The 24,556-nt window shown below is 46.2% G+C and carries 21 protein-coding genes; 15 read left to right on the plus strand and 6 right to left on the minus strand.

Annotated elements, in window-relative coordinates; all coding sequences use genetic code 11:
- Positions 1 to 47 precede the first annotated feature (47 nt).
- The 7 genes from secDF to nhaA all read left to right on the plus strand — a co-directional run bounded on the left by secDF (position 48) and on the right by nhaA (position 8,870).
- The gene (gene secDF, locus NC99_RS15430) at positions 48 to 3,044 is read left to right on the plus strand and encodes a protein translocase subunit SecDF (RefSeq protein ID WP_053185551.1); all 2,997 of its coding nucleotides are present in this window, start codon (positions 48 to 50) and stop codon (positions 3,042 to 3,044) included.
- 137 nt (positions 3,045 to 3,181) lie between these two features.
- Complete coding sequence (locus tag NC99_RS15435) at positions 3,182 to 3,643, plus strand: Sec-independent protein translocase subunit TatA/TatB (RefSeq protein ID WP_053185554.1); 462 nt, start codon at positions 3,182 to 3,184, stop codon at positions 3,641 to 3,643.
- 98 nt (positions 3,644 to 3,741) lie between these two features.
- Positions 3,742 to 4,779 (plus strand): calcium/sodium antiporter, encoded by a 1,038-nt coding sequence (locus NC99_RS15440; RefSeq protein ID WP_082326513.1) that lies wholly within the window; start codon positions 3,742 to 3,744, stop codon positions 4,777 to 4,779.
- Between the two features lie 32 nt (positions 4,780 to 4,811).
- Positions 4,812 to 5,465 (plus strand): ABC transporter ATP-binding protein, encoded by a 654-nt coding sequence (locus NC99_RS15445; RefSeq protein ID WP_053185560.1) that lies wholly within the window; start codon positions 4,812 to 4,814, stop codon positions 5,463 to 5,465.
- Between the two features lie 137 nt (positions 5,466 to 5,602).
- Positions 5,603 to 6,367, plus strand: coding sequence for a TIGR02757 family protein (locus tag NC99_RS15450; protein ID WP_053185563.1), 765 nt, complete (start codon positions 5,603 to 5,605; stop codon positions 6,365 to 6,367).
- A 79-nt stretch (positions 6,368 to 6,446) separates the two neighbouring features.
- Entirely contained in the window at positions 6,447 to 7,223 is a 777-nt protein-coding gene (locus NC99_RS15455) for an NIPSNAP family protein (protein ID WP_053185566.1), read from the plus strand.
- Between the two features lie 333 nt (positions 7,224 to 7,556).
- Positions 7,557 to 8,870 carry a Na+/H+ antiporter NhaA gene (gene nhaA / locus NC99_RS15460; protein ID WP_053185569.1) on the plus strand — a complete coding sequence of 438 codons (1,314 nt, stop codon included), beginning with the start codon at positions 7,557 to 7,559 and terminating at the stop codon, positions 8,868 to 8,870.
- A gap of 134 nt (positions 8,871 to 9,004) precedes the next feature.
- Here nhaA and NC99_RS15465 read toward each other — a convergent pair whose 3' ends face one another.
- Positions 9,005 to 11,284 carry a TonB-dependent receptor domain-containing protein gene (locus NC99_RS15465; RefSeq protein ID WP_053185572.1) on the minus strand — a complete coding sequence of 760 codons (2,280 nt, stop codon included), beginning with the start codon at positions 11,282 to 11,284 and terminating at the stop codon, positions 9,005 to 9,007.
- Positions 11,285 to 11,361: 77 nt separating this feature from the next.
- Positions 11,362 to 11,751, minus strand: a complete 390-nt coding sequence (locus NC99_RS15470) for a hypothetical protein (RefSeq protein WP_157624957.1) — start codon at positions 11,749 to 11,751, stop codon at positions 11,362 to 11,364.
- A 161-nt stretch (positions 11,752 to 11,912) separates the two neighbouring features.
- Here NC99_RS15470 and NC99_RS15475 point away from each other — a divergent pair, with 161 nt between their 5' ends.
- Together NC99_RS15475 and NC99_RS15480 are read left to right on the plus strand one after the other, a co-directional pair.
- Entirely contained in the window at positions 11,913 to 12,380 is a 468-nt protein-coding gene (locus NC99_RS15475) for a DUF4268 domain-containing protein (RefSeq protein ID WP_053185577.1), read from the plus strand.
- Between the two features lie 155 nt (positions 12,381 to 12,535).
- Positions 12,536 to 13,120, plus strand: a complete 585-nt coding sequence (locus NC99_RS15480; RefSeq protein ID WP_053185580.1) for an RNA polymerase sigma factor — start codon at positions 12,536 to 12,538, stop codon at positions 13,118 to 13,120.
- A gap of 379 nt (positions 13,121 to 13,499) precedes the next feature.
- Here the strand turns inward: NC99_RS15480 and NC99_RS15485 are convergent, their stop codons facing one another.
- The 4 genes from NC99_RS15485 to NC99_RS21955 all read right to left on the minus strand — a co-directional run bounded on the left by NC99_RS15485 (position 13,500) and on the right by NC99_RS21955 (position 15,290).
- Positions 13,500 to 13,709 (minus strand): hypothetical protein, encoded by a 210-nt coding sequence (locus NC99_RS15485; RefSeq protein ID WP_053185583.1) that lies wholly within the window; start codon positions 13,707 to 13,709, stop codon positions 13,500 to 13,502.
- 61 nt (positions 13,710 to 13,770) lie between these two features.
- Positions 13,771 to 14,064, minus strand: coding sequence for a Bor family protein (locus NC99_RS15490; protein WP_053185586.1), 294 nt, complete (start codon positions 14,062 to 14,064; stop codon positions 13,771 to 13,773).
- A gap of 110 nt (positions 14,065 to 14,174) precedes the next feature.
- Positions 14,175 to 14,819 (minus strand): hypothetical protein, encoded by a 645-nt coding sequence (locus tag NC99_RS15495; protein WP_053185589.1) that lies wholly within the window; start codon positions 14,817 to 14,819, stop codon positions 14,175 to 14,177.
- Between the two features lie 192 nt (positions 14,820 to 15,011).
- Complete coding sequence (locus tag NC99_RS21955) at positions 15,012 to 15,290, minus strand: hypothetical protein (protein WP_157624959.1); 279 nt, start codon at positions 15,288 to 15,290, stop codon at positions 15,012 to 15,014.
- Between the two features lie 258 nt (positions 15,291 to 15,548).
- Here NC99_RS21955 and NC99_RS15505 point away from each other — a divergent pair, with 258 nt between their 5' ends.
- The 6 genes from NC99_RS15505 to NC99_RS15535 all read left to right on the plus strand — a co-directional run bounded on the left by NC99_RS15505 (position 15,549) and on the right by NC99_RS15535 (position 24,539).
- On the plus strand, positions 15,549 to 17,660 hold the full coding sequence (locus NC99_RS15505; protein ID WP_053185595.1) for a M3 family metallopeptidase: 2,112 nt from the start codon (positions 15,549 to 15,551) through the stop codon (positions 17,658 to 17,660).
- Positions 17,661 to 17,808: 148 nt separating this feature from the next.
- Positions 17,809 to 18,699: a DMT family transporter gene (locus NC99_RS15510; RefSeq protein ID WP_053185598.1), complete on the plus strand. Its 891-nt coding sequence runs from the start codon at positions 17,809 to 17,811 to the stop codon at positions 18,697 to 18,699.
- Between the two features lie 127 nt (positions 18,700 to 18,826).
- Positions 18,827 to 20,437 carry a CotH kinase family protein gene (locus NC99_RS15515; protein ID WP_053185601.1) on the plus strand — a complete coding sequence of 537 codons (1,611 nt, stop codon included), beginning with the start codon at positions 18,827 to 18,829 and terminating at the stop codon, positions 20,435 to 20,437.
- Positions 20,438 to 20,569: 132 nt separating this feature from the next.
- The gene (gene guaA, locus NC99_RS15520) at positions 20,570 to 22,099 is read left to right on the plus strand and encodes a glutamine-hydrolyzing GMP synthase (protein WP_053185604.1); all 1,530 of its coding nucleotides are present in this window, start codon (positions 20,570 to 20,572) and stop codon (positions 22,097 to 22,099) included.
- Positions 22,100 to 23,106: 1,007 nt separating this feature from the next.
- Positions 23,107 to 23,670, plus strand: coding sequence for a UpxY family transcription antiterminator (locus NC99_RS15530; RefSeq protein ID WP_262509315.1), 564 nt, complete (start codon positions 23,107 to 23,109; stop codon positions 23,668 to 23,670).
- A 101-nt stretch (positions 23,671 to 23,771) separates the two neighbouring features.
- Positions 23,772 to 24,539, plus strand: coding sequence for a polysaccharide biosynthesis/export family protein (locus NC99_RS15535; RefSeq protein ID WP_082326515.1), 768 nt, complete (start codon positions 23,772 to 23,774; stop codon positions 24,537 to 24,539).
- Positions 24,540 to 24,556 lie beyond the last annotated feature (17 nt).

Genomic DNA, 24,556 nt, shown 5'->3' on the forward strand with positions numbered 1-24,556 from the left:
CAATTTCAAACAAACAAACACACACATAAAATCTAAATTTTAGACAAATGCAAAACAAAGGATTAATCAGAACTTTTGCCATTTTACTGGCTTTGGTTTGCGTTTACCAGCTGACTTTTACTTTTAAAGCCAGGCAGGTAGAACGCGACGCCCGCGAATATGCTCAGGGCGATGCAACAAAAGAGCGGAATTACCTGGATTCAATTGCAGGTGAGGAAGTTTATAACCTTTTAGGAATACGCAGTTACACCTACAAAGAGGTGAAAGCACAGGAATTGAACCTTGGTCTTGACCTGAAAGGTGGGATGAACGTGACCCTGGAAGTGTCGGTGGTCGATTTGATCAAATCGTTGTCGAACTACAGTGCCGACGAAACTTTTAATGCAGCAATTAAGCGGGCACAGGAAATGCAACGCGACAGCCAGGATGACTTTGTAACCCTGTTTGGACGTGCTTTTGAGGAAGTAGATCCGAATGCCCAACTGGCGGCGATTTTCAATACCCTGGAGCTGAAAAACAAAGTCAACTACAACTCTTCAAACGCCGATGTTTTGAGGGTTATTCGCCAGGAAACCGATGCCGCGATCGAAAACTCATTCAACATCATCCGTACCCGTATCGACCGTTTTGGAGTGGCTCAACCCAATGTTCAGCCCTTACAAACGCATGGTCGTATTTTGGTTGAACTTCCAGGTGTTGACAATCCGGAGCGTGTTCGCCAGCTGTTGCAGGGAACTGCCAACCTCGAATTCTGGGAAACCTGGGATAACAGCGAAGTGTATCCTTACCTGATGCAGGTGAATCAGCAACTGAAGGAAATTTTGGATCTGGAAGCTACGGCTTCCAAAGTGGACTCAACTGAAGCCGATGAAGCAACAGTCGCTGATGAGGACACAAGCAGCGAAGAAGGTTCGTTGCTTGATGAGTTGCAAACGGAGACTGACAGTGTTGGCGAGTTGGATAATATGGCTGACATTAGAAAGAATTTCCCATTGTTTGCGGTGCTGCAGCCAAGCACAACAGCCGATGGACAGTATTTCCCCGGACCGGTAGTTGGAACAGCCCACTCTAAAGATACGTCTACGGTTAATACCTACCTGAACATGCCCCAGATCAAGTCGATCATTCCAAGGAGCATGGATTTTAAATGGACTTCAAAAGCCGTTGACGAAGGTGGAAACTTCTTCCGCCTGATCGCCATTAAAGTGACCAGCCGCGATGGCCGTGCACCACTTGAAGGCGACGTGATTGTTGATGCCCGCCAGGACTACGAGCAGTTTGGTAGCCGTCCGGAAGTGAGCATGACCATGAATGCAGAAGGTGCAAAAACATGGGCTCGTTTGACCAAAGAAAATATTGGTAAATCAATTGCCATCGTTTTGGACGATTATGTCCGTTCGTTCCCCAATGTAAACGGTGAAATTACCGGTGGACGCTCAAGCATCACCGGATTGGAGACCGTTGAAGAAGCGAAAGACTTGGCAAACATTTTGAAATCGGGTAAAATGCCCGCACCGGCCCGCATCCTTCAGGAAGAAATTGTAGGACCTTCATTGGGACAGGAAGCCATCAACAGCGGGATGTGGTCTTTCTTTATCGCTTTTGTGCTGGTATTGGCCTACATGCTGTTTTTCTACAGCAAACAGGCAGGTTTGACCGCCAACATGGCGCTGCTCGCTAACTTGTTCTTTGTTATTGGAGTGCTGGCTTCTTTGGGAGCTGTACTAACCTTGCCTGGTATCGCCGGGATTGTTTTGACAATCGGTATGTCGGTCGATGCCAACGTACTGATCTTTGAACGGATTCAGGAAGAACGAAAAGCCGGTAAAGGCCTGAAGTTGGCCATTGCCGATGGTTACAAAAATGCTTATTCAGCCATCATCGACGGACAGGTAACTACCTTGCTGACCGGTATTGTTCTTTACATGTTTGGTTCAGGGCCGATCAAAGGTTTTGCGACCACTTTGATTGTCGGTATTTTTACTTCATTGTTCTCAGCCATTTTTCTTACCCGTCTGATTTTTGAACGCCAGTTGGGCAAGGATGCGAAGATCACTTTCACTTCAAAAATTACCGACAACTGGTTAAGACATTCAGATATCAAATTTTTGGAGAAACGAAAAGTGGCTTACATCATTTCCGGCGCACTGATCGTAATTTCAATTTTCTCATTCGTAACCCGCGGATTTAACTATGGCATCGACTTCAAAGGTGGGCGTACCTATGTGGTTCGTTTTGATGAAGAAGTGAAAGTAGCAGAGGTTGGACAAGCATTGGCTGCTGTTTACGGACAAGCTCCCGAAGTAAAGACTTTTGGTGGCGGCAACCAGGTGAAAATCACAACCGAGTATAAAATTGATGAGTTGACGGATGATGTCGATAATGAAGTAGAACAACTGATGCTGCAAGGTTTACAGCAAGGTGGTTTTATCGATGAGATTGACATGGACAGCTTCATCAGCGAGCACCGGATGAGTTCGGCAAAAGTTGGGCCAACCATTTCCGACGACATCAAGAAGGATGCCTTAATCGCGATCTCATTCGCTTTGGTCATCATCTTCCTTTATATTCTGATCCGGTTCCGGAACTGGCAGTATGGCCTTGGAGCGGTAGCTGCCTTGGCACACGACTCGATCATCGTATTAGGGATTTTCTCGCTTTTCTACGGATTTTTACCCTTCTCGCTCGAAATTGACCAGGCATTTATTGCGGCGATTCTGACCGTGTTGGGTTACTCGATCAACGACACCGTGGTTGTCTTCGACCGGATTCGCGAGTACATTGGACTGCACCCAAAACGCAACCGCGAAGAGAATGTGGATGATGCCATGAACTCGACCTTGCGTCGTACGTTCAGTACGTCGTTGAGTACTTTTGTGGTTTTGCTGGCCATCTTCCTGTTTGGCGGAACATCCATTCAAGGATTTACCTTTGCCTTGCTGGTAGGGGTTGTGGTTGGTACTTACTCTTCCTTGTTTATTGCCACACCAATTTCGTACGATACACAGCGCAGAGCATTAAAATTAGCCGCCAAAAGAAAATAATCTGGATAGATAATTGATCAGAAGCCCTGGCTCAAATGGCCGGGGCTTCTTTTTTTATTTCGAAAAATGACTTCGATTGCCGATGTACTGAACTTGTTTGTATATTTGTTGAAAATTTTGAAAAAATGACCCTTCATATGCTATTTATTAGTGGTGGTGAAATTGTGCTGGTGATGATGTTGGCCCTTTTGTTTTTCGGATCGAAAGCCATTCCGGATATTGCCAAAACCCTGGGAAAGGGTATGCGCGAATTTAAAAAAGCGACCAACGAAATTAAGCGCGAGTTTGAAGATAACACAGGCGATTTTAAACGCGAAATCAATGATATTCGTTCAACCGTGAAATCTGAAACAAAAAAAATCAGCCAGGATATTGATCAGGTTTCTTCTAAAATGAAAGAAGAAGCAAACAAACTGAACAAAGAAGTTGAGCACATTTCGGCTGAAGCGGAACGAACAACCACGCAGCTTGAAAAGGAAGTGGAGGATGCTTCGACCAAGGTGGAAAAGAAAACCGCCAATCTCGAACAAGAGATCAATGAAGTGGCTTCCAATGCGCCGCTGGAAGCGGAGGACGAAGCAAAAAATCAGAAACTTTAAGCTTACATTTCTGTTTTGTTATTTCCAGAGACTTTTATCCACACCGGTAAAAGTTAAAAAAAACGATCGTAAAGTCTTACGACAGATAATTTGAGGCTATGTCATTAATACTTCCAGGTTTAGCAATGTTGCTCAGTTTTATTCTGCTGGCACGCATTGTTGACAAGTTCTTTGTTGTTTCGCTTGACCGGATTTCCCATGATTTAAGATTGTCTTCGGATGCTGCAGGTGCCACGCTTATGGCTGTCGGATCCAGTGCTCCCGAACTTTTCGTGGCGCTTTTTTCGGTGTTGAAACCGGGAAACCACGAAGCAATTGGCATTGGCAGTATCGTAGGAAGTGCGCTTTTCAACCTGTTGGGTATTGTTGGCGTAGTGGCGCTGGTAAAAAAGTCGTTGCTGACCTGGCAACCCGTTGTGCGCGATATTGTGTTTTATTTTATTGCTGTCGGCTTGTTGCTCTGGGGTATTTTCGATGGCAGCTTCAGCTTGTGGAATGCCATTGCCTTTCTGGCGATTTACGTGGTTTATGTGGTGGCCGTGGTCAAGTGGCGCAAGCTGTTTCCATACAAGGATATGAAGTACACGCAGGAAGAGCCAGACGATGATTGTACCAAGAATGGAAAAGCCAACTGGCTGGATAAAGGGCTTTGTTTTATTTTTCCGAAAACCGAGCGCTATTACCTGGTGTTTTTTGTTTCCATTATCCTGATTGCTGCGCTTAGCTGGGTTTTAGTCGAAGCGGCCATCGTGTTTTCGCACGTGCTGAACATTCCCGAAGCCATTATTGGGTTGACTGTTTTAGCGATCGGGACCTCTGTTCCCGACCTGATTTCATCGCTGATTGTGGCCAAACAGGGGCGTGGAGATATGGCCGTGAGCAACGCCATTGGCTCCAATATTTTTGATATTCTCGTTGGGCTGGGTTTACCATTTATGATTGCGATGCTTATTTACGGTGGCGAAATTTCGGCCAGTGGACAAAACTTGTTGGAATCAACCGCAATTTTGTTTGCATCAATCCTTGTCTTTGCCCTGCTGCTGATTATTAAACGTTGGAAAATCAACTGGGTCGCCGGTGTGGTGCTAGTCGGCTTATACTTGTTTTACCTTGCTCGCGAAATCATCTTACTTTAACTATCTTTAGCGATCACAAAAATTCAATCGCTTTGATTCAGCTTCAAAATATCACAAAATCGTTTGGCAAATTGCAGGTGTTGAAAGGTATTGACCTGCAAATCCCGCAAGGAAAGCTATACAGCATTGTTGGGCCAAGTGGCGCCGGCAAGACCACGCTGTTGCAAATTATGGGCACGCTTAGTAAACCCGATTCCGGTCATTTGGAAATCCGTAAGCAGGCTGTTTTTTCTTTGGGTGAAAAAAAAATGGCAGCGTTTCGTAATCGCGAAATTGGTTTTGTTTTTCAGTTCCACTACTTGCTGCCCGAGTTTACGGCGCTCGAAAATGTTTGTATTCCGGCTTTTATCGCTAAAAAATCGAAAAAGGAAGCTGAAGGTAGAGCCAAGGATTTACTTCAGTTTTTGGGATTGGAAAACCGCGTGACCCATAAACCGGCCGAACTTTCCGGCGGTGAACGTCAGCGCGTTGCTGTGGCTCGCGCCTTGATTAATGATCCGGCGGTGATTTTGGCTGATGAACCCTCGGGAAACCTCGATACCAAAAACCGCGAAGACCTGCACGACCTGTTTTTTCAACTACGTGACCAATTCAACCAAACACTGGTCATCGTCACCCACGATGAAGATTTCGCCCGCCAATCCGATAAAATCATCCGCATGCGTGACGGTTGGATTGAAGAATAATTGGTCATTGGTCACTGACAGTCATTTTCATCGCCAGTGCTTGGATTTTTGGTCCGGCAGCTGCCGGATGGGATTTGGAATTTTTCAGCCAAGAACCGATCAGCCGGCCTTATGCCCGCAAAACATAAAGCAAATTCATGAAACACAACACAGAACTGTACGAGCTGCTGGAAGTGAAAACCCGGCAATACAACCAGCCTTCATTTATTGAAACCGATCCGATTCAGGTGCCCAAACAGTTTTCAGGCAAAGAGAATATCGAAATTGCCGGTTTTTTGGCGGCGACCATTGCTTGGGGCCAACGGCCAACGATCATCAAAAATGCTTTCCGCCTGATGAAGATGATGGACCAAAATCCGCATGAATTTTTAATGAGCACCAACGAAGTCGACTGGATCCATTTCCTGGAGTTTAAGCACCGGACCTTTAACGGAATGGATTGCCTGTTTTTTCTTCGGTCATTGAAAAATATCTACGAAAAACACGGCGGGCTTGAAGCGGTTTTTTCAAGCGGTTACCAGATCGATCAAAGCATGGCTTCGGCGCTGCGCCACTTTCGGCAAGTGTTTTTTGAGGTAGCTCATGAAAGTCGTTCGCAAAAGCATGTGTCCAATATCGACAAAGGCGCCTCGGCCAAGCGGTTGAATATGTATCTGAGGTGGATGATCAGAAAAGACGATGGTGGCGTTGATTTTGGCTTGTGGAATGAGATTCCAATGTCGGCACTGCTGTTGCCGCTCGACGTTCACACCGGACGGCAGGCGCGGCAACTGGGTTTGCTTAGCCGGAAACAGGACGATTGGAAAGCCGTGCTGGAGCTGACCGAAAGTTTGAGACAGTTCGATCCGATCGATCCGGTGAAGTATGATTTTGCGCTGTTTGGGATGGGCGCTTTCGAATAAAGCAACACGGCAACAAAATATCTCCTGTAGTTTCATTTCGAATTTGTATCTTCAAATCGTTAATCTCTAAACCAAAAAAATGAAAAGAAGAAACTTCCTGAAAGGTTCGGCACTGATCGCGGGCGCTGCGGTTGCCGGACATGCCACGGCAAATGTTACTCCACCAAATTCAGAAAAAGAAATTTACGAATGGCGCGTTTACCATTTCAAAAATGGAGGGCAAAAAAGTAAAGTCGATCGTTTTTATCGCGATGCGCTCATCCCGGCGATGAACGAGCAGGGGGTGAAAGTGGGGGCTTTTGGCGAATACGGACAAACCGATCCGCCGACGGTTTACTATTTGCTGGCTTACAAATCGATGGCCGAATATCACCGGATAAAAAAGGCGATTTGGATGGATGAAAAGTTTTTGAAGCAAGCGCAAGGCTATTTCGACGACACGGCTCCTAATGCAGTTTACACCCGTTTTGAAACCTATCTGCTCGAAGCTTTCGATGCCATTCCACAGCTGCGCCAGCCCGAAAAGAGCCGTGGCCTGTTTGAATTGCGCACGTACGAAAGCAACAACGAGGAAGCCAACCAGCGCAAGATAAAGATGTTTAACGACGAGGAGTTGGCCTTGTTTGACAAGGTTGGTTTGCATGCCACCTTCTTTGGCGAGATTCTGGCCGGACCCCAGATGCCAGCCTTGGTTTACTTGCTTTGGTTTAAGGACATGGATGAGCGCGCAGCCAACTGGCAAAAGTTTGTCAGCAGTCCTGAATGGGATACGATGAAAGTGAAGCCCGAATACGCCCACACCGCCACGGTTGTGAATAAGATGTTTTTGGTACCGCTGGATTATTCGCAGATTTAAGTTGGTGGATTCGCGCAATTAGGGAGGAAGTCATTCAATTGTCATTTGTGTGCATTCTTTTGTCATTGATTGTTTCAAAGCAATTGAATGACCACCGATAACAACAGCTGGCAGATGTTTGCGCAGTAAGCGAGCATCTATTGATGTGTTTCAAAGACTGCCCTCCGGTTTCAATTTGTTAGCAGTTTGTTATTTCGTCATTTGGCAGTGAACTTTTTCTCGAATTGTTTGATATTTTAAAGTGAGTTTATCATTGTAAACGCGCAGGGTATTGACCGGTTAATGGGGTTTATCGTTTGACACCGGCTGACTTTTCGCCTAATAAATATATTCATGATCCAGAAAATTATCACGCCATTTCAGAAGTTTGTTAAGATTGAGAGTTTCAGTGGCATCCTGCTGCTTTTTGCGACCATTTTGGCGCTGGTTTGGGCCAACTCTCCTTTTGCGCACTTGTACGAGTCGCTATGGGATTACAAAATGGGTTTCACTTCCGAAGGATTTACTTTAAGCAAACCGCTTATTTTGTGGGTGAATGATGGTTTGATGGCCATTTTCTTTTTCCTGATCGGCCTGGAAATTAAGCGCGAGCTCCTGATTGGTGAGCTCAACAGTGTCAAAAAGGCGGCTTTCCCGTTTTTTGGTGCTTTGGGTGGAATGATTGTCCCGGTGGCGCTGTTTCTGTTTTTGAATACCAATCCTGAAACTGCCCAGGGCTGGGGGATTCCAATGGCTACCGACATTGCGTTTTCGCTGGCCATTCTGAATGTTTTAGGCAAACGCGTGCCCCTTGCCTTGAAAGTATTTCTGACCGCTTTTGCCATTATCGATGATTTGGGCGCGGTGATTGCTATCGCTGTTTTTTACAGCTCGGGAATCTACTGGTCGTTGCTTTTCTATGCGTTTGGCCTGCTTGCCTTGCTGTTTTTGTTGTCGTACCTGAAAGTCTATTCAAAATATGTGTTTTTTATTGTCGGTGTTGTGGTGTGGGTTTTATTTCTGAAATCAGGGATCCATCCAACCATTGCCGGGGTGCTCATGGCCTTCACCATTCCCATCAGTCAGCGGGTTGATGTGCGGTCGTACACCGAAAGTATTAGCGGTGTGCTTCAGGGACTGAAAGTTTCCAAGGAGCAGACCGTGCCAATTTTGACGCACGATCAGATTGAACAACTTGATGAGCTGGAAGATATGACTGGCCGCGTGCAGTCGCCTTTGCAGCACCTCGAGCACCGGCTGCATAATTGGGTGGCCTATCTGGTTATTCCTGTATTTGCACTGGCCAATGCCGGAATCACCATCAGCACCGATGTTCAGCTCGATACCAGTTTAATCCTGCACATTGTTATCGGCTTGTTTGTCGGCAAAGGTGTTGGGGTGAGTCTATTCGCCATTATGGGCAAAAAGCTGAAGCTTGTTGATTTTCCTGAGGGCGTGAATTACCGAAACATCATCGGCGTGGCTCTGCTTGCCGGGGTGGGCTTTACCATGTCTATTTTTATTTCGAATCTGGCTTTTACCGATCCGGCGATTGCCGACTCAGCCAAAGTCGGAATCCTGGTGGGCTCCTTTATTTCGGGATTGGCTGGCTATAGCTTCCTGTATTTTAATAGTAAAACCAAGGCTGCGAACACGGAGGAATCCTGACCACAGTTATCAAATAGAAAACAGCAAGCTGAGCTGTCATGATCAGCAATCAGGGTTTCACTCGTTCGTGAAGCCCTGACTGCTGAATGATGGCTCTTGAATTTCCTGGTTCCGCGTCGAAATACGCTGAGCTTTTACCGGAAATGATAACTCAGGTTCAGGTAAAAACTTCGTCCCGGTGAGTAAATGGGGCGACTTTCCGCACTTCTTACCGAGCGTGACAGGTGTTCGTAATAAGCTTCATCGAACAGGTTGTGCACCGCCGCCGACAGGCTGAATTGTTTGCTGACGGCGTACGAGGCTTTCAGGTCGAGCAGGTTGAAAGCCGGCGTTTCGGTTTCGCCATAGCTTTCGGCAATCCGGTTTTGTTCAAAGGCATGGCGCAGGTTGAGTTCGGCACGCAGTCTCTTTTGTAAAAATGACCCAATCAGCCGGTAGCGGAATTCCATGGGCGGAATTTCGGGCAGTGCTTCATCGGTGGTGGTGTTTTGTCCGTGTGAATAGGCCAGCTCGGCAATGTGCTGAAAATGGTTCGTCAAACTTTGCTGCCAGCTCATTTCAAAACCCACGATTCGCGCTTTGTCGATATTCACAAACTGTCGGACTCCCGGAGCCGTCGCCATTTTGGGCTGCAAGTCGTCCCTGATTTCCGAAGAAATAAAATCGCTCAGGAATGATGAAAACAAGTTCAGGTTCAAAAGCGTTCCGCCATGTTTGTAGTCGAAAATCAAGTCGATTTGTCGATTGGTCTCGGCCTTCAGTTCCGGGTTGCCAATCAGCTCATACGGGTCGAGCCCGATGGGGAAGTAGTTGATGTAGCGTTCAGCCAGTCCGCCGCTGCGCTGCGCGGTTCCCATCCACAGGCTGATGGCCAATTGCTCCGTCAGTGTTTTCGTGCCACCCAGGCTGAGGGCGGGATTTAGCAGGTCGGAGCTCAACTTGCGGTATTGGCTGGCAAAGTCAGGATCCGGATCACCGGCTTCGGCGTGGTTCAGCTCGAGCCTGCCCGAAACGACAAGGTGGTAGCCGGCCCGCTGGTGGTGGTACTCAGCAAACAGTCCATTCTTGAGGATTTGGGCATCCTGCCAAACATTGTCGTTGATGGTTTGTCCGGCCATGGGACCCATCAGCATCTCGCGTTGGCGCGTACCCTCCGCGTTTTCTAATCGCAGGTCTGCTCCGGCATACAGCCAGTCCTGATCAAAATCGAAACGCAGTTCGGTGCGGCCACCCAGGTTGTTGGTTTTGGCTGCCGTGTTCGAATTCACCATTCGCGGATTGAGTTCCTTGTCGCGATTGTCCATCAGGTGATCGACCCAGGTAGCATACGCGGTGGTTGACCACGACGAAAGCGCGCTTTGGTAAAAATTTGCTTCGTGCCCCAGGTTGATCAGCCAGGTGTCGTCTTTTCGCAAGTCCATGGGCAAGGCCGGGAAATCTACATCTTTGGCGTAGTTGTTTGAGACCATCAGGCTGAGCTGCTGCGTCTCGCTGATCTTCAACCCAATTCTAGTTCCCACATTGGTGCGGTAGAAATCGGCCGGAATTTCCACGCCTTCACCATCCGCATAATCCTTACCAGTGGCTAGTGAACCGAAAATGCTGAGGTCGGCCACTTTCGAGCTCAGGCCAAGCAGCGCTTCGTTGCGGCTCACTTCGCCGTTGGTTTCGAAACTGCTGCCGACACGGCCACGGAATTTCAGTTGATCTGAAAACTGCGGTGCGGCACTTTTGAAGTTGATGGTTCCGCCAAAAGCATTGCCATAGCGCAGGCTGTGCGGGCCTTTCATCAGCTCGGCCTCCACAATCATGTTGAGCGGCACCTGGCTTGAAGCCGGATCCATGCGGTTTGGGCAGCCTGCCGTGGCGCATTGGGTGCCGTCAATCACCAGGTTGATTTGGTCGTATTTGAAACCACGCAACACCGGGTCGAAGCCGTAAGCACCGCTTTTGCGAATACTGGAAATGGCGCTGAACTGCTCCAGTAAATGTCCGGCATCATGTGCCAACTGGTCCTGCACCTGAAAGGTGAGCTGTTCGTGCTCGCCGGTTTTGGGATGAATGCTGAGAAAAGTGACGGGCTGCAAATTGTGGCTGTGTGTTGCCAGCAGGAATTTGCCCTGCTCAAGCGCCCAGGCTACTTCTTCAGCTGTAAAACGGTGCTTTCCAAATTGAATGTGCGAAACAACCAGGGGAACGCCCGGAGTATAGTCCAGCGCGATGGCTCCTTCTTCCGAAGAAATTCCCTGCTGGTCGCCATAGGCATAGTTGACATTTTCGATAGGCTGACTTGTGTTTTTATCAAGAAGTATCAGGCTTCGTGTCTGTGCAAAACTGACATTTGGCAAAATCAGGATGGCAACAAGCAAAACCCAAATCTTCGTATCGTAGATCGCTTGAATGATTCGAATCATTTTTAATTGAATTAATGTTGTGTGATGGTTTAGTACGGAATCGGACTAAACGATAATGGCTCTCAAAAAATGGTAGGTCAAGCTTTGGATTTGGGCGGATGAAAAATGGCTTGGCACAGTAAAATGCCGCTGATTGGGTTTGGTGCCCAGTCGAGCGCTATCACCTGCGTTTGCATTTTCAATAAGAAGTCTTGGTCGGCTGGAAAAAGTTGAATTTCGTACTTCCTGTTTTGCGATTCGGGTGCGTCCTGTTGTTGTTCTTCATGTTCTTCCAGCTTGTCTTTCAATTGGCAGCAGCCCTGGCAGGTCGATTCGGGCAGGTCTTTTTCAATACACAGAAACTCGGCGATGTAATTCTGGTTGATTTTGAAGGAGACCAAAATCCCCAACTGGGCAAACTGGTGCATACCAAAAGCCAAAATAAGCACGAAAGATAGCACTTGCCTGATGAGCATGATTCGTCGCACAGGATTCGATTTTAAACGTTTGTGTTTTTGGTTTCTGATTCATGGACAAAGCAACGCTGAAATTGTTCAGCCGTGGAAATAGAATTCCAAGGTTCAAAATCCAAAATCCACATTCCAAATTCCAGCTTTCATTCGTATTTTAGCCGTTCAATTGAATTTGAATGTACACACAGGAACAAGCAAAGCAACTGCGCAAAGATTTTTGGATCCTATTTGGCAAGCGGTGCCAGGTGGTACCCGAACTGCAAGGCAGAAGTAAAAAGTGGGTTTTGTACGACACCAAAATTTCAGGACTTGATCTGAAGTTTGAGGTGGACCGGCAGTCGGCCAAAGTGATGATTGAGCTGAACCACCGGAACGAAAGCAAACGGCTGGATGCGTTTGAGAAGTTGCAGCGGTACAAGCCGCTTCTGGAAGCAGGCTTTGAAAATGGCTTGGTGTGGGATTTTTTGTATGTGCGCGAAAGTGGCGAAGAAGTTTGCCGCGTGTTTGTCGAGCAGCAGGGATTCGACATTCACCGGCAAAACCAATGGCCCGACATTTTTAATTTTTTGATCGACAACATGCTCAAGCTCGAATCCAATTTGATGGAGATTCGTGACGTGCTGAAGGAAGAAATTGACGGCTGATTTTTTGAAATTCGGGAAAAGTTGTTGTCCAGCCATTGAATTTATTTCCATAGCTTTGGCGAAACGACTTGTTGCCGTGGTTCATAGGAAAGCGTTTCCAGCCGGATTAAAAGATTAGAAACGAAAATCGGGATGCCACGGAAACTTTAATCAGGATGAATTCTTCAACCCACATAGATCAGCAGCTGGCCAGGCGAATCAAAAAAAGTGATGTGCAGGCGTTTGATCAGTTGTATGAACGGTATAGCCAGCGGCTGTATGGCTTTGCTTTTTCGATGCTCAAAAATAAAGAAGACGCCAAGGAGGTCGTTCAGGAAACCTTTCTGAAAATCTGGAACAAACGAACGGCCATCGACAGTTCGCGTTCGCTTCAGGCATTTTTGTTTTCTGTTTCCTATAATCTGATCATCGACCTGTTTCGGAACCGTGCAAAAGATCAGGATTTTTTGGCTCGATTGAAGGCGCATTTTAACGAAGAAAGTTTGGCTGCCGACGAGCTTGTCCAACTGAAGGAGTTGGCCGATGAAGTGCACCGACTGGTGAATGAACTGCCCCAAAAACGACGGGCCATTTATCTGATGAGCCGCGAGGAAGGCCTGAGCCATAAGGAAATTGCCCATCAACTGGGCATCACCGAAAAAACGGTTGAAAACCAAATTACCCTTTCCTTAAAACACATCCGTGCCCGATTGAATTCAGGTAGCTTGTTGAGCCTGCTGTTCCTGGCCTTGTTTGTTTGATGCCCGCTGCAGCATTTCGGTTGCTTTTTTTTGAATAGTTAAAAAACAAAACCACACCAATCAGCTGACTGGTGTGGTTTGGTAGTTTCTTGCTTGATGGATCAAGGAGCTAAACGGCAGTGGTTGGATGGTTTAAGAAACTGTTTAAATTTTTATTGAACCCACTTCGGGGTTCTCAAACATGTTTGTTTATATCCCTCCGGTTTTACCGGAGGCGATTCATATTGAAGTCCTTCGGGCTTGAGCTTACGCAAAACCCAGAATGGGTTTAATTTGATTAACCGTGGGTGTCAACCCACGGGAAATGAGAAATGCAGTATAACAACCCTGCAAGGGTTGAACAGGAATGCGTTTTGAACAAACCAAATTTAAACAGTCTCTAAATCTTTTGGTTTTTGGCTTGCGTTTGTTTTGTTTTTTTTAAGCCGAAGTACATGAGCACAACGCCAATAAGGAATAGGGTTATTTTTCCCCATAGGTACCCTTTCCCGTATTCTGACAGGATATTGTAATCAAAAATGTATTTCAACAACGACAAGAATGAGAAGAATGACAGTACGATTCCGGTTATCCGAAGAAATTTTTTCATTGAATTTACTGATTGAAGCTTGAGATAATTTCTGAATTGAAATTATCTCAAGCAAGCATTATTATTTTGTTACAATTGTTGTCGTTGGGGTGTAAATACCAAAGGTCAGGGCATTAATCAGCCCATCAACAAAAGTGTGGGTGATGGTCACATTATAGTCCTCGGCTCCACCAGCCATTTCCTTGGCATCGGAGACGCCAACAGGTGCAAGACCATAAACCACGTAGTGATTCATCTTCTTAACTTCGACACCGGTTTGCGAACCTTCACCTACGGTGGCTGTGTAAGTGTAGCACGATGTCATACAAAACGTAAGTCCAATGATCACCAACAAAGATAAAATTACTTTTTTCATACTCCTTTTATTTGAAATCTTCCTACTCGTATGGCTTTTCGGATTCGCCCCGTTTTTTCAGTGGGTTCTGGTCTCCACTTGAGTATTATTTACAGAAGGGTAAATTCAGGTTATGCTTTCACGCCCAGTTTTTCAAGCAGTTGGGGCTTGTCGGCCAGGGCAATTTTGGCAACCGTGTAGTAAAGGCTCATCCACTCGTTAATTTCGTCCATGGCGCGGTCCCGGTCGTCAGTAGCTTGCTGCGCTTCGCCGCTTTCGTTCTTTTGAGCAGCACGCAATAAATCCAGGTTGTTTAGTTGATCCAGACTGGCCTGCAAGGTTTCGGTCGTAATATTGACCATCGCGAATTTGCTCAGCACTTGCGGTGTAGACAACGCATTGTTGTAAAAGGTTCGGGCCTGACTGATATACTCTTCGTAGCGCCATCTCCGGCGGCCATTCACATCCAACATGGACAGTATTCCGTTATCGGTGGCAAATAGCTTGCGAGCCAGCCTGATGTGGGGCATGTAGGTTGAATCATTAAATTCGTCTATCGCGTTGTCCAGCACCGTCGTTGCCGAATATTGTTCTCCATATTCTTTTTCTTGCTTGATATTAAGCTGTTGGGCTTGTTGCAAGAGGACAGTGCCTTCTGCAATTCGTTCGGTGTCGTAATTGAAGTTTTGAGTGGCTTCAAGGATTTCAGGATCTGTAGCATTTGTTAAGGTTAGTTGGTAACCTCCCAGGTCTTGTGCAATTTTTTGATTTCTCATGATAGTTAATTTTTAGGTCTTATTTCAATATTTCAATTAGGTTCTTTTTTTACAAATTTTGAGTGCTACTGAAAACTTTTCGATTCTACCGTCAACTTTTTAATTCTACCGTCAATTTTTGAGTTCTACCGAAAACTTTTCGACTCAACGGTCAACTTTTGAGTCCTTTCAGGATTTTTTTCGATTCTACCATCAATTTTTAAATTCTACCGATAATTTTTCAATTTCTACCGAAAACTTTTCAATCCTACGGTGAATTTTTGTGTTCTGCCAACAACTTTTCATTTCAACCCCGATTTGATCAGAATTCTCCTGTTTTTCATTTCCGCTCATACCAAATTGGAGATTTGCTGGCCGGTTTCGTCGATCAAAATCACACAAATGCATTTGTTCGCAAAATGTGTTCTTCAGTTGACGATAAGAATGAGTCTTGACCAGGATGCAACGGTCTTTGAAAGGCGCTTTTTTCATACAGGTTTTAAAGGGTTGATTTTCCTTGATTAAATTAAATGATCGGATGCTGACAAAAAAGAAAAATGTGAAAAAAGATATGAACTGATCATTTTGGGGGCAAAAACATGCTGAAACTCCGACGAACGAACTTTTTGCCCCCAAATTAGCGACCAAAAACAAGCCGTTTTCGAGCCAAATCCTAACGATTATCAGCATTGAAACGTCATTTTTTTTCTATTTTTCGGGCAAAATTTTTCAAAATTAACCCGGAAGAACATGAAGAAAATTAATCCTGTTTTATTGCTTATTCTGGCTATTTTTGTTTCCTGTAATTCATCCACCGAAACGAAAACTGCCATGGACAATCCATTTCTGAAACCATACGACACGCCTTTCGAGGTACCTCCTTTTGAGCAGATCGAAATAGCACACTATTTGCCTGCTGTCGAAGAAGGAATTAAACAACATCAACAAGAAATTGAGGCGATTACAAGTAATTCGGAAGCGCCAACTTTCGAGAACACCATCCTCGCTTTTGATGAAGCGGGCGACTTGCTGGAGCGGGTAACCACCGTTTTCTTTAACCTGAACTCGGCCAACACCAACGAAGACATGCAGGCTTTGGCCCGCGAGATTTCACCCAAAGTAACCGAGCATAGCGACAACATCATGCTGAACAAAGCTTTGTTTCAGCGGGTGAAAGCAGTGTACGACCAGCGCGAAAACCTGGACCTCGATGCCGAGCAGATGCGGGTGCTGGAGAAATACTACAAAGATTTTGAACGCAGTGGTGCAAATTTGTCAGACGAAGACCAGGCGAAATTGCGTGCGCTGAACCAGGAATTGTCGAACCTGCGTTTGCAATTTGGCGAAAACCTGTTGGCCGAAACCAACAAGAACTTTCAGTTGGTGGTTGACAACGAGGCCGATTTGAGTGGCTTGCCTGAGGGTGTAATTTCTGCTGCCGCCGAAGAAGCCGACAAAGCCGGAATGGCTGGCCAATGGGTTTTTACCCTGCAAAAGCCCAGCTTGATTCCATTTCTGCAATACGCCGACAACCGCGACCTGCGCGAGAAAATTTACCGCGGCTACTTTATGCGCGGCGACAATGACAACGAGTTTGACAACAAAGAGGTGTTGGCCCAATTGGTGGAGCTGCGGCAGGAGAAAGCCGAATTGCTGGGTTTTGATAACCATGCCGTTTACATTACCGATAACAACATGGCCAAAACACCGGAAAATGTGTACGATTTTCTGTATAAACTTTGGAAACCTGCATTGGAAGTCGCCAAAGAGGAACGTGCCGAAATGCAGGCCATCGTTGATCGCGAGGGTGGCAATTTTCAGCTGGCCTCATGGGATTGGTGGTACTATGCCGAAAAACTTCGCAAAGAGAAATATGATTTGGATGAAGAGGAACTGAAACCTTACTTCAGCCTGGAAAATGTGCGCGACGGTATTTTTTATGTGTCCAACCAGTTGTATGGCATCCAGTTTGAGCGCCGCGAAGACATTCCGGTGTATCATCCCGAAGCGGAAGCCTGGGAAGTGAAGGAAGCCGATGGAACGCACGTGGGTGTTTTATACATGGATTTTCACCCGAGAGACGGGAAAAGGGTAGGGGCATGGAATACCGGCTACCGCGACCAGGCCTACAAAGACGGAGAGAAAGTTCAGTACCCGATCACTTCGATTGTGTGTAACTTTACCCGCCCAACCGGCGACACGCCCGCGCTGCTCAACTTTGATGAGGTGACCACCTTCTTCCACGAGTTCGGCCACGCCCTGCACGGATTGTTTACCGACGGGCCCTACCAGCGCACGGCAGGCAATGTGCCTCGCGACTTTGTGGAGCTGCCTTCACAAATCATGGAAAACTGGGCTGCCGAACCCGAAGTGTTAAAAGTATATGCCAAGCATTACGAAACCGGCGAGGTCATTCCGGATGAGCTGGTTCAGAAAATTGTGAACAGCGGTCATTTCAATCAGGGCTTTGCGACGGTTGAATACCTGGCGGCCGCGCTGCTCGACATGGATTGGCACACGCAGGAGTTTGCCGGCGATGTTCGCGCATTTGAAAAAACGGCGCTCGACCGCATTGGCTTGATCGAAGAGATTATTCCGCGCTACCGCAGCACCTATTTCTCGCACATTTTTGCTGGTGGTTATTCGGCTGGCTACTATGTGTACATTTGGGCCGGCGTGCTGGACACCGATGCGTTTGCAGCGTTTAAAGAGTCAGGCGATTTGTTCAATCCTGAATTGGCAGCCAAATTCCGCACTTTGTTGGCCAAATCGGGCTCCGACGAAGGCATGGTGATTTACCGCGCCTTCAGGGGACAAGATCCTTCGCCCGAATATTTGTTGCAGAAAAGGGGACTGAAATAGCCAGTAGTTGAATAATTTCAGATGAAAGAGCCTTGTGGATTGCATTCCGCAAGGCTCTTTCAATTATGATTTTATTGACGGAATACAAGCTTTAATTTCAATGGCTTTTGTAAATTGCACGCCTCAACTAATACTGACTTTGACCTGTATGAGCGAACTGCTTAAAAATCACATCAAGCTACATTTCGTTGTTTTTATTTATGGTTTCACGGCCATTCTGGGGAAACTGATTACCTTGCCAGCTGCCGAAATGGTTTGGTACCGCATGCTCATTGCTTTTGGGGCTTTGGGCTTGTTTCTCAAGTACCGCAAACGATCCATTGCCTATCCGCCGCGTGCCATTTGGCAAATGCTGGGCGTCGGCCTGGTGGTGGCTTTCCACTGGATCACCTTCTTTCATGCCGTCAAAATCTCCAATGTGTCGGTCACTTTGGGCTGCCTGGCATCCACAACCTTATTCACCAGCATCCTCGAACCCATCATTGTGAAACGACGAATTATTTGGGTTGAAGTGGTGATTGGGCTGATTATTATTTTGGGCCTTTACCTCATTTTTCAATTTGAATTTCGCTACAAATGGGGCATTATTACGGCGCTGACTTCGGCTTTTCTGGCGGGTTTATTTACCGTGCTCAATAAAACGTTCATCACCAAGTTCAACCCGGTGGCCATCAGTTTTTACGAGATGGGTGCCGGCTTTGCTGGCATTACACTCTTTTTGTTGCTGAGTGGGCGGTTTTCGTCAGGCTTTGTGGCTCCGGTCCCCATGGACTGGTTATGGCTGCTTATTCTGGGCATCGTTTGTACCGCCTACGCTTATATGGTTTCCATTGATGTGATGAAAGTGCTATCGGCCTATTCGGTGGTGCTCACCATCAACATGGAACCGGTTTATGGCATTGTGATGGCCTACTTTATTTTCAAGGATTCGGAATATATGTCTGCCGGATTTTATATCGGTACGGCGGTCATTTTGTCTGCCGTTATTCTGTACCCATTTATTCTTCGGAAACTGAACAGGCGGGTGCAGGTGGTGTAAAATAAGCGTTTGGTTTTTTCCTGATTTGAATGATATTCTGCCTGAGGATACTATCTTTACTTCCAAAATGCCATATGGAGCTCCGTTGATGTTTCGATTGGCATAACCTAAAGCTAAACTGATTTCCATGAGGAACTATTTACCTATTCTGCTGCTCTTTTTTATTTCGTGTTTTGCTGCTTATGGCCAAACTGTAAGTTCGTTTGGGTCTTCAAACCTGCCACTTATTTTGATTGATACCGATGGATATCAAATCAAGGATGACCCCAAGATTGCTGCAGAGATGGGCATCATCTGGAATGGAGCCGGGAAAACCAATGCGTCAACCGATGCCTTTAATGATTACAATGGAAAAATTGGCATTGAACTTCGCGGATCTTCCTCTCAAGGTTTTCCAAAAAAATCATACGGCTTGGAATTGAAAAATGAGCTCGGCGAGGATATTGACGCCTCCTTGCTGGGTATGCCGGAGGAAGAAGACTGGATTCTGTATGGTCCGTACTCTGATAAAACGCTCATTCGCAACGTACTTATTTTTACGCTCGATGCCGCGCTTGGGCATTATTCGCCCCGGTGTCGTTTTGTCGAGTTGTTTTTGAATGACCAATACCAAGGCGTGTACGTGCTGATGGAAAAAATTAAGCGCGATGACTTTCGGCTGGATTTGGCCAAGTTAAATCCCGATGAGTTGTCGGGCGAAGATCTGACGGGTGGCTACATCATTAAAATAGACAAAACCACCGGAAGCGGTGGCAGCGGTTGGTATTCCGACTACCTGAGCAAGGCCAACAGGCGCACTTTTTTTCAATACGAAGTGCCGAAGTTTGATGAGATTCAGCCCGCGCAAAAGAACTACATTCAAGATTACGTCGATATGGTTGAAAAGGCCTTGAACGACAATAACTTTGACGGAACGAACGGCTTTCGGCAATTGGCCGATGAGGATAGTTTTATCGATTACATGATCATGAATGAGCTGTCGAAAAATATTGACGGCTATCGGTTAAGCACTTTTTTGCACAAAGACAAAAATGGCAAGCTGAAGTTAGGCCCAATCTGGGATTTTAACCTGGCTTTTGGCAATGCCAATTATTATAACGGCGAATCGACTTCGGGTTTTCAGTTTGAAGCCAATTTGGGAAACGACGACTGGCAGAATCCGTTTTGGTGGCCGATTTTGTTCGAAGACAATACTTTTCGGAGAAAGCTGAAAGACCGCTGGAGCAGTTTGCGCGAAAACCAGTTATCTGACCAGCGAATCACCACCGTGGTCGATAGTCTGACCAATTTGCTGGCCGATGCTCAAGGGCGCAATTTTCAGAAATGGCCGGTACTTAGCACCTGGGTTTGGCCCAACGCCTACGTCGGCAATAGCTATTCGGCAGAAGTGAGCTGGCTGAAAAGCTGGATTAACAATCGTCTCAACTGGCTCGACACAAACATTGAAGGTTTGTACGTTGGCTCCCCCGAACTGGCGCAAAACCAGGATGTTCAAGTTTTCCCCAATCCCTTTCGGAATGAACTGCATTTGGAGTTGAGTGCGAATCTGCGGGGGAATCTCAGTTGGATGATCTACACCATGCAAGGCGCAAAAGTGGCTGAAAATACCTTGGAGCCTGAAAGTGGACAGGTGATCATTTCCGATGCCAAAATTAGAATACTTCCGGCTGGCGTTTATTTTCTCCGGATCATGCAGGATGGTGAGGTGGTGCTGAATCAAAAATTGGTGAAACAATAAAAGAGTGCAGCGATGGTGCGCATAGTCTATTCGTTTTACACCGATATTTGTTAAATGACTGTTCCTGTTGAATAACTTTTTAAGCCTCTTTGCAGGATTTGTTTATCTTTGCCCCATCCTAAAAACAGATTCATGCAAGAGAAAATTTTGATCCTCGACTTTGGTTCGCAGTACACCCAGTTGATTGGCCGCCGCGTACGTGAATTGAATATCTACTGTGAGATTTATCCTTACAATCATTATCCTGAAATTGATGAAAGCGTGAAGGGCGTGATCCTAAGCGGAAGTCCGTTCTCGGTGCGCGATGAAAATGCGCCCAAGCCTGATCTTTCAAAAATAAAAGGAAAACTGCCATTGCTGGGCGTGTGCTACGGTGCGCAATACATGGCGCACTATTTTGGAGGCGAAGTGCTGCCATCCGACTCGCGCGAATATGGCCGGGCCAACCTGGGATTTATCGATCAGGAATGTGAACTGTTTCAAAAAATGACTTTGGGCACGCAGGTGTGGATGTCGCATGGCGACACGATTGAGCGCCTGCCCGAAAACTATAAAATTATCGCGTCAACCGCTGACGTGAAGAACGCCGCCTATAAGATTGAAGGCGAAACCACCTACGCCATCCAGTTTCACCCCGAGGTTTACCATACCACCGAAGGCAAGCAACTGTTGCAAAACTTTGCGGTCGACATTTGTGGTTGCAAACAAGACTGGACGCCTACTTCGTTTATCGAAACCACGGTGGCCGAGCTGAAGGAAAAGTTGGGGAACGACAAGGTGGTGCTCGGGCTATCGGGCGGTGTGGATTCGTCGGTTGCCGGCGTGTTGCTGTACCAGGCCATTGGTAAAAACCTGACCTGTATTTTTGTTGATAATGGCTTGCTTCGCAAAAATGAGTTCGAATCGGTGCTTGATTCTTATAAAGACATGGGGCTGAATGTGATTGGCGTAGATGCCAAACAAAAGTTTTGGGACGATCTGAAAGGGGTGACTGACCCGGAAGGCAAGCGCAAGATTATTGGCCGTGACTTCATTGAAGTATTCGATGCCGAAGCACACAAGATAAAAGATGTGAAATGGCTGGCGCAGGGAACAATTTATCCTGATGTGATTGAATCGGTTTCGGTGAATGGCCCGTCGGCTACCATCAAGTCGCACCACAATGTGGGTGGCTTGCCCGAGAAAATGAACCTGAAAGTGGTAGAGCCGCTCAACCTGCTTTTCAAAGACGAAGTTCGGAGGGTTGGAAAAGCCTTGAACATCAAAAAAGAATTGCTAGGCCGTCATCCTTTCCCGGGACCGGGATTGGGCATTCGTATTTTGAGCGATGTGACGCCGGAAAAAGTCCGCATTTTGCAGGAGGCCGATGCTATCTTTATTAATGGCCTGCGCGAGTGGAACTTGTATGACGATGTTTGGCAGGCTGGCGTGATGCTGCTGCCCGTTCAGTCGGTTGGCGTGATGGGCGATGAGCGGACCTACGAGAATGTGGTGGCCTTGCGTGCGGTCATGTCAACTGATGGAATGACCGCCGACTGGGTACATTTGCCTTACGAGTTTTTGGCTAAAATATCGAACGAAATTATCAACAAAGTGCGTGGAATCAACCGCGTAGTGTATGACATTAGCTCTAAACCGCCCGCAACCATTGAGTGGGAATAATCGCCAGGCTTCCCCGGTTTTGAGGCAAACAACCAATTGACATAGCGCAAAGCCTTATCCGAATGGAACATGAACGGATTCGGCTCATTGCTGTATTTTCTTCGATGAGCAATTCATTTTCAATGATTTCGTCTTCCTCGGAGGCTGGCCTTTTTATGCATGCGAGAGAAACAATTCTGACGAGACACACTGGAAATTTCGCTTTAAATGACGACCTCAATCCGATGCTGGGTGCAGATTCCCGGTTGTTATCTGCCGTACGAAGACCATTCAGCAAGTTGGGGTTTCAAGCGGCATTTTTGTTTATCAGGAATACAGGATAAAAAAGCAAGCGGTTAATGGAAAAATCAGCAGAAGTCAGAATCTTGCATTTGCGATTGCATAAAATGTAGGGAATTTTCAGGAATAAGTCAATGGGTAGATTTCCTACCGTGTCCGCGATTAAACTTGCGCGTTTTACTCATTGATTTGTATCGGTTCGTTGCCGAAATTTATCCGTGTTTTGTCCATGTGCTAAATGAAAATTGAAACGGGCTGAAATTGCTTTTTGATTTTACGCGAACAAACCAGACGGGGCGTGTCCTGCTGTTTTCGTGAGGTCATCAAGACGATGATTCGAGGATCTGGTGTTTCGGCTCACACAATTTTTGATGATGAAACTGATGACGTGCTCTCAACGAATGGTTTTAATTGTGTGAAAAATCAAAACAAACCATAGTGCTTATACGGCATGTGGCGTAGCCATACCGACTCCGTAATCGAACGAACTTTTCTGTTAAAAAATTATTCCAGATTAAGATTGGAAGACCCGATTGAAATGCTCACTTTTTTTGGAATGACTTCAGCGTAAATAGCCTTTGTCTTTTTTCAGAAGTCGAAAAGATCATGGGACGACAACCTGCAGTTGCTGATTTCTCTGTTGACAATCCATTTTTATTATTCCCGGAAAAGCGGTTTTCTACTTTCCAACAGCATTGTAATATCCAGAAATTATGGCCAATGGGGTAATGATATCGTCAACTAATTATCACTGGCACGCAGTTTACACACGCGCGAAGATGGAAAAAAAGGCATACCGCGAACTTAAAGAAAAAGGCATTGCGTGTTATTTGCCGTTGATCTCGGTTCGAAAACACTGGGGAAAGCAATCGCGGCTCGTCGAGGAATTGTTGATTTCAGGCTACGTTTTCGTCAGGGTGAGCCACCGGGAGTTTTATGAGGTCTTATTTGTGCCTGGAATTTTGGGCTACATCTGCTTTGACGGAAAACCGGCTATTATTACCGACAGGCAAATGGATTGTCTGCGACTGCTCACCCAAAGTTATCAGGATAACATATTGGTAACGTCAGAAAGGATTGACAAAGGCAGTCTCGTCCGAATCATTGATGGTCCGTTAAAGAATTTATGTGCAGAGGTGGTCGACATTCGCGGAAAAACCCGAATTCTTTTGCGACTTGCCAAGCTTGGCTGTTGTGTACACGTTGAATTGGGTACCACCAGGGTGATGATGATTGAACACGACAAAAGCTCAAAAGCGACCAATCAATCCGGCTTGGTTTCCTATCCCTGATTCTATGGGATAATTCTGGTTTCGAATGAAAAAATCGGACAACTTTTAGAGACAGACGAAAGAAGAGAATTCAAAATAACAGTCGAATAAATGCAAAACCTATGAAAAGATTTTTGTTCGGATTAGCCCTTTTCTCCTTGTGTGCGTCGTCGTGCTTAACGCAGCGAAATGTTGAGTATTTGCAGAATGACAGTAATTCTGTGCGATCATTTAAAGATGCAAGTAGCGATGATTATACGTTGAGGCCCAAGGATGAACTTTATATTCAAATCAGCAGCCTCGACGACCCTTCAGTAAGTGTTTTTACGACTCCCGCCATTCAGCAATCGATGAGTGCCTCCACAATTCAACCCTATGGTGCGGCCATGAATTCCTACCGCATTGATATTGCTGGAAATCTTTCGATTCCGGTGGTCGGAGTTATTCCGGCAGCTGGAAAAACCATTTCAGAAGTGAGCGCAATGATCACGGAATCTTTGACGCAAATGTTGAACAGGCCAACGGTGTCCGTGAAATTGGTGAACCGCTATGTGTCTGTGCTTGGTGAAGTGAAGAATCCCGGATGTTACGCCTATTCGCAGGAGCGACTGACGATTTTTGATGCTCTGGGTCTGGCCGGCGATATGACCGACTTTGGCAATCGATGCGAAGTCCTGTTGACCAGAAATCAGGATGGTGTCAATCGTTTGGTTCCGCTCGATTTGACGGCTACCGATATCCTGGAGTCAGAATATTACTACATCTGCCCAAACGATATTTTGTATGTAAAGCCATTGACCAAAAAGTTGTGGCTAATCGGTCAAATAAATTACACCGTGATTCTTTCGACAATTACGACCGGGCTTTTTTTCTACTCGGTATTGAAGTAAAAACGAGTGTCAATTCA

Origin of the sequence: Sunxiuqinia dokdonensis (assembly GCF_001270965.1) — a bacterium.
GTDB classification, from domain to species: domain Bacteria; phylum Bacteroidota; class Bacteroidia; order Bacteroidales; family Prolixibacteraceae; genus Sunxiuqinia; species Sunxiuqinia dokdonensis.

What these genes read in the sequence shown, in the direction of transcription:
- NC99_RS15490 (WP_053185586.1), bottom strand. Translation starts at nt 14,064, where the DNA reads ATGAAAAAAGTAATTTTATCTTTGTTGGTGATCATTGGACTTACGTTT.
- guaA (WP_053185604.1), top strand. Translation starts at nt 20,570, where the DNA reads ATGCAAGAGAAAATTTTGATCCTCGACTTTGGTTCGCAGTACACCCAG.
- NC99_RS15510 (WP_053185598.1), top strand. Translation starts at nt 17,809, where the DNA reads ATGAGCGAACTGCTTAAAAATCACATCAAGCTACATTTCGTTGTTTTT.
- NC99_RS15475 (WP_053185577.1), top strand. Translation starts at nt 11,913, where the DNA reads ATGTACACACAGGAACAAGCAAAGCAACTGCGCAAAGATTTTTGGATC.
- secDF (WP_053185551.1), top strand. Translation starts at nt 48, where the DNA reads ATGCAAAACAAAGGATTAATCAGAACTTTTGCCATTTTACTGGCTTTG.
- NC99_RS15480 (WP_053185580.1), top strand. Translation starts at nt 12,536, where the DNA reads ATGAATTCTTCAACCCACATAGATCAGCAGCTGGCCAGGCGAATCAAA.
- NC99_RS15505 (WP_053185595.1), top strand. Translation starts at nt 15,549, where the DNA reads ATGAAGAAAATTAATCCTGTTTTATTGCTTATTCTGGCTATTTTTGTT.
- NC99_RS15495 (WP_053185589.1), bottom strand. Translation starts at nt 14,819, where the DNA reads ATGAGAAATCAAAAAATTGCACAAGACCTGGGAGGTTACCAACTAACC.
- NC99_RS15465 (WP_053185572.1), bottom strand. Translation starts at nt 11,284, where the DNA reads ATGATTCGAATCATTCAAGCGATCTACGATACGAAGATTTGGGTTTTG.
- NC99_RS15535 (WP_082326515.1), top strand. Translation starts at nt 23,772, where the DNA reads ATGAAAAGATTTTTGTTCGGATTAGCCCTTTTCTCCTTGTGTGCGTCG.
- NC99_RS15515 (WP_053185601.1), top strand. Translation starts at nt 18,827, where the DNA reads ATGAGGAACTATTTACCTATTCTGCTGCTCTTTTTTATTTCGTGTTTT.
- NC99_RS15455 (WP_053185566.1), top strand. Translation starts at nt 6,447, where the DNA reads ATGAAAAGAAGAAACTTCCTGAAAGGTTCGGCACTGATCGCGGGCGCT.
- NC99_RS15530 (WP_262509315.1), top strand. Translation starts at nt 23,107, where the DNA reads ATGATATCGTCAACTAATTATCACTGGCACGCAGTTTACACACGCGCG.
- NC99_RS15440 (WP_082326513.1), top strand. Translation starts at nt 3,742, where the DNA reads ATGTCATTAATACTTCCAGGTTTAGCAATGTTGCTCAGTTTTATTCTG.
- nhaA (WP_053185569.1), top strand. Translation starts at nt 7,557, where the DNA reads ATGATCCAGAAAATTATCACGCCATTTCAGAAGTTTGTTAAGATTGAG.
- NC99_RS15450 (WP_053185563.1), top strand. Translation starts at nt 5,603, where the DNA reads ATGAAACACAACACAGAACTGTACGAGCTGCTGGAAGTGAAAACCCGG.
- NC99_RS15485 (WP_053185583.1), bottom strand. Translation starts at nt 13,709, where the DNA reads ATGAAAAAATTTCTTCGGATAACCGGAATCGTACTGTCATTCTTCTCA.
- NC99_RS15435 (WP_053185554.1), top strand. Translation starts at nt 3,182, where the DNA reads ATGCTATTTATTAGTGGTGGTGAAATTGTGCTGGTGATGATGTTGGCC.
- NC99_RS21955 (WP_157624959.1), bottom strand. Translation starts at nt 15,290, where the DNA reads ATGAAAAAAGCGCCTTTCAAAGACCGTTGCATCCTGGTCAAGACTCAT.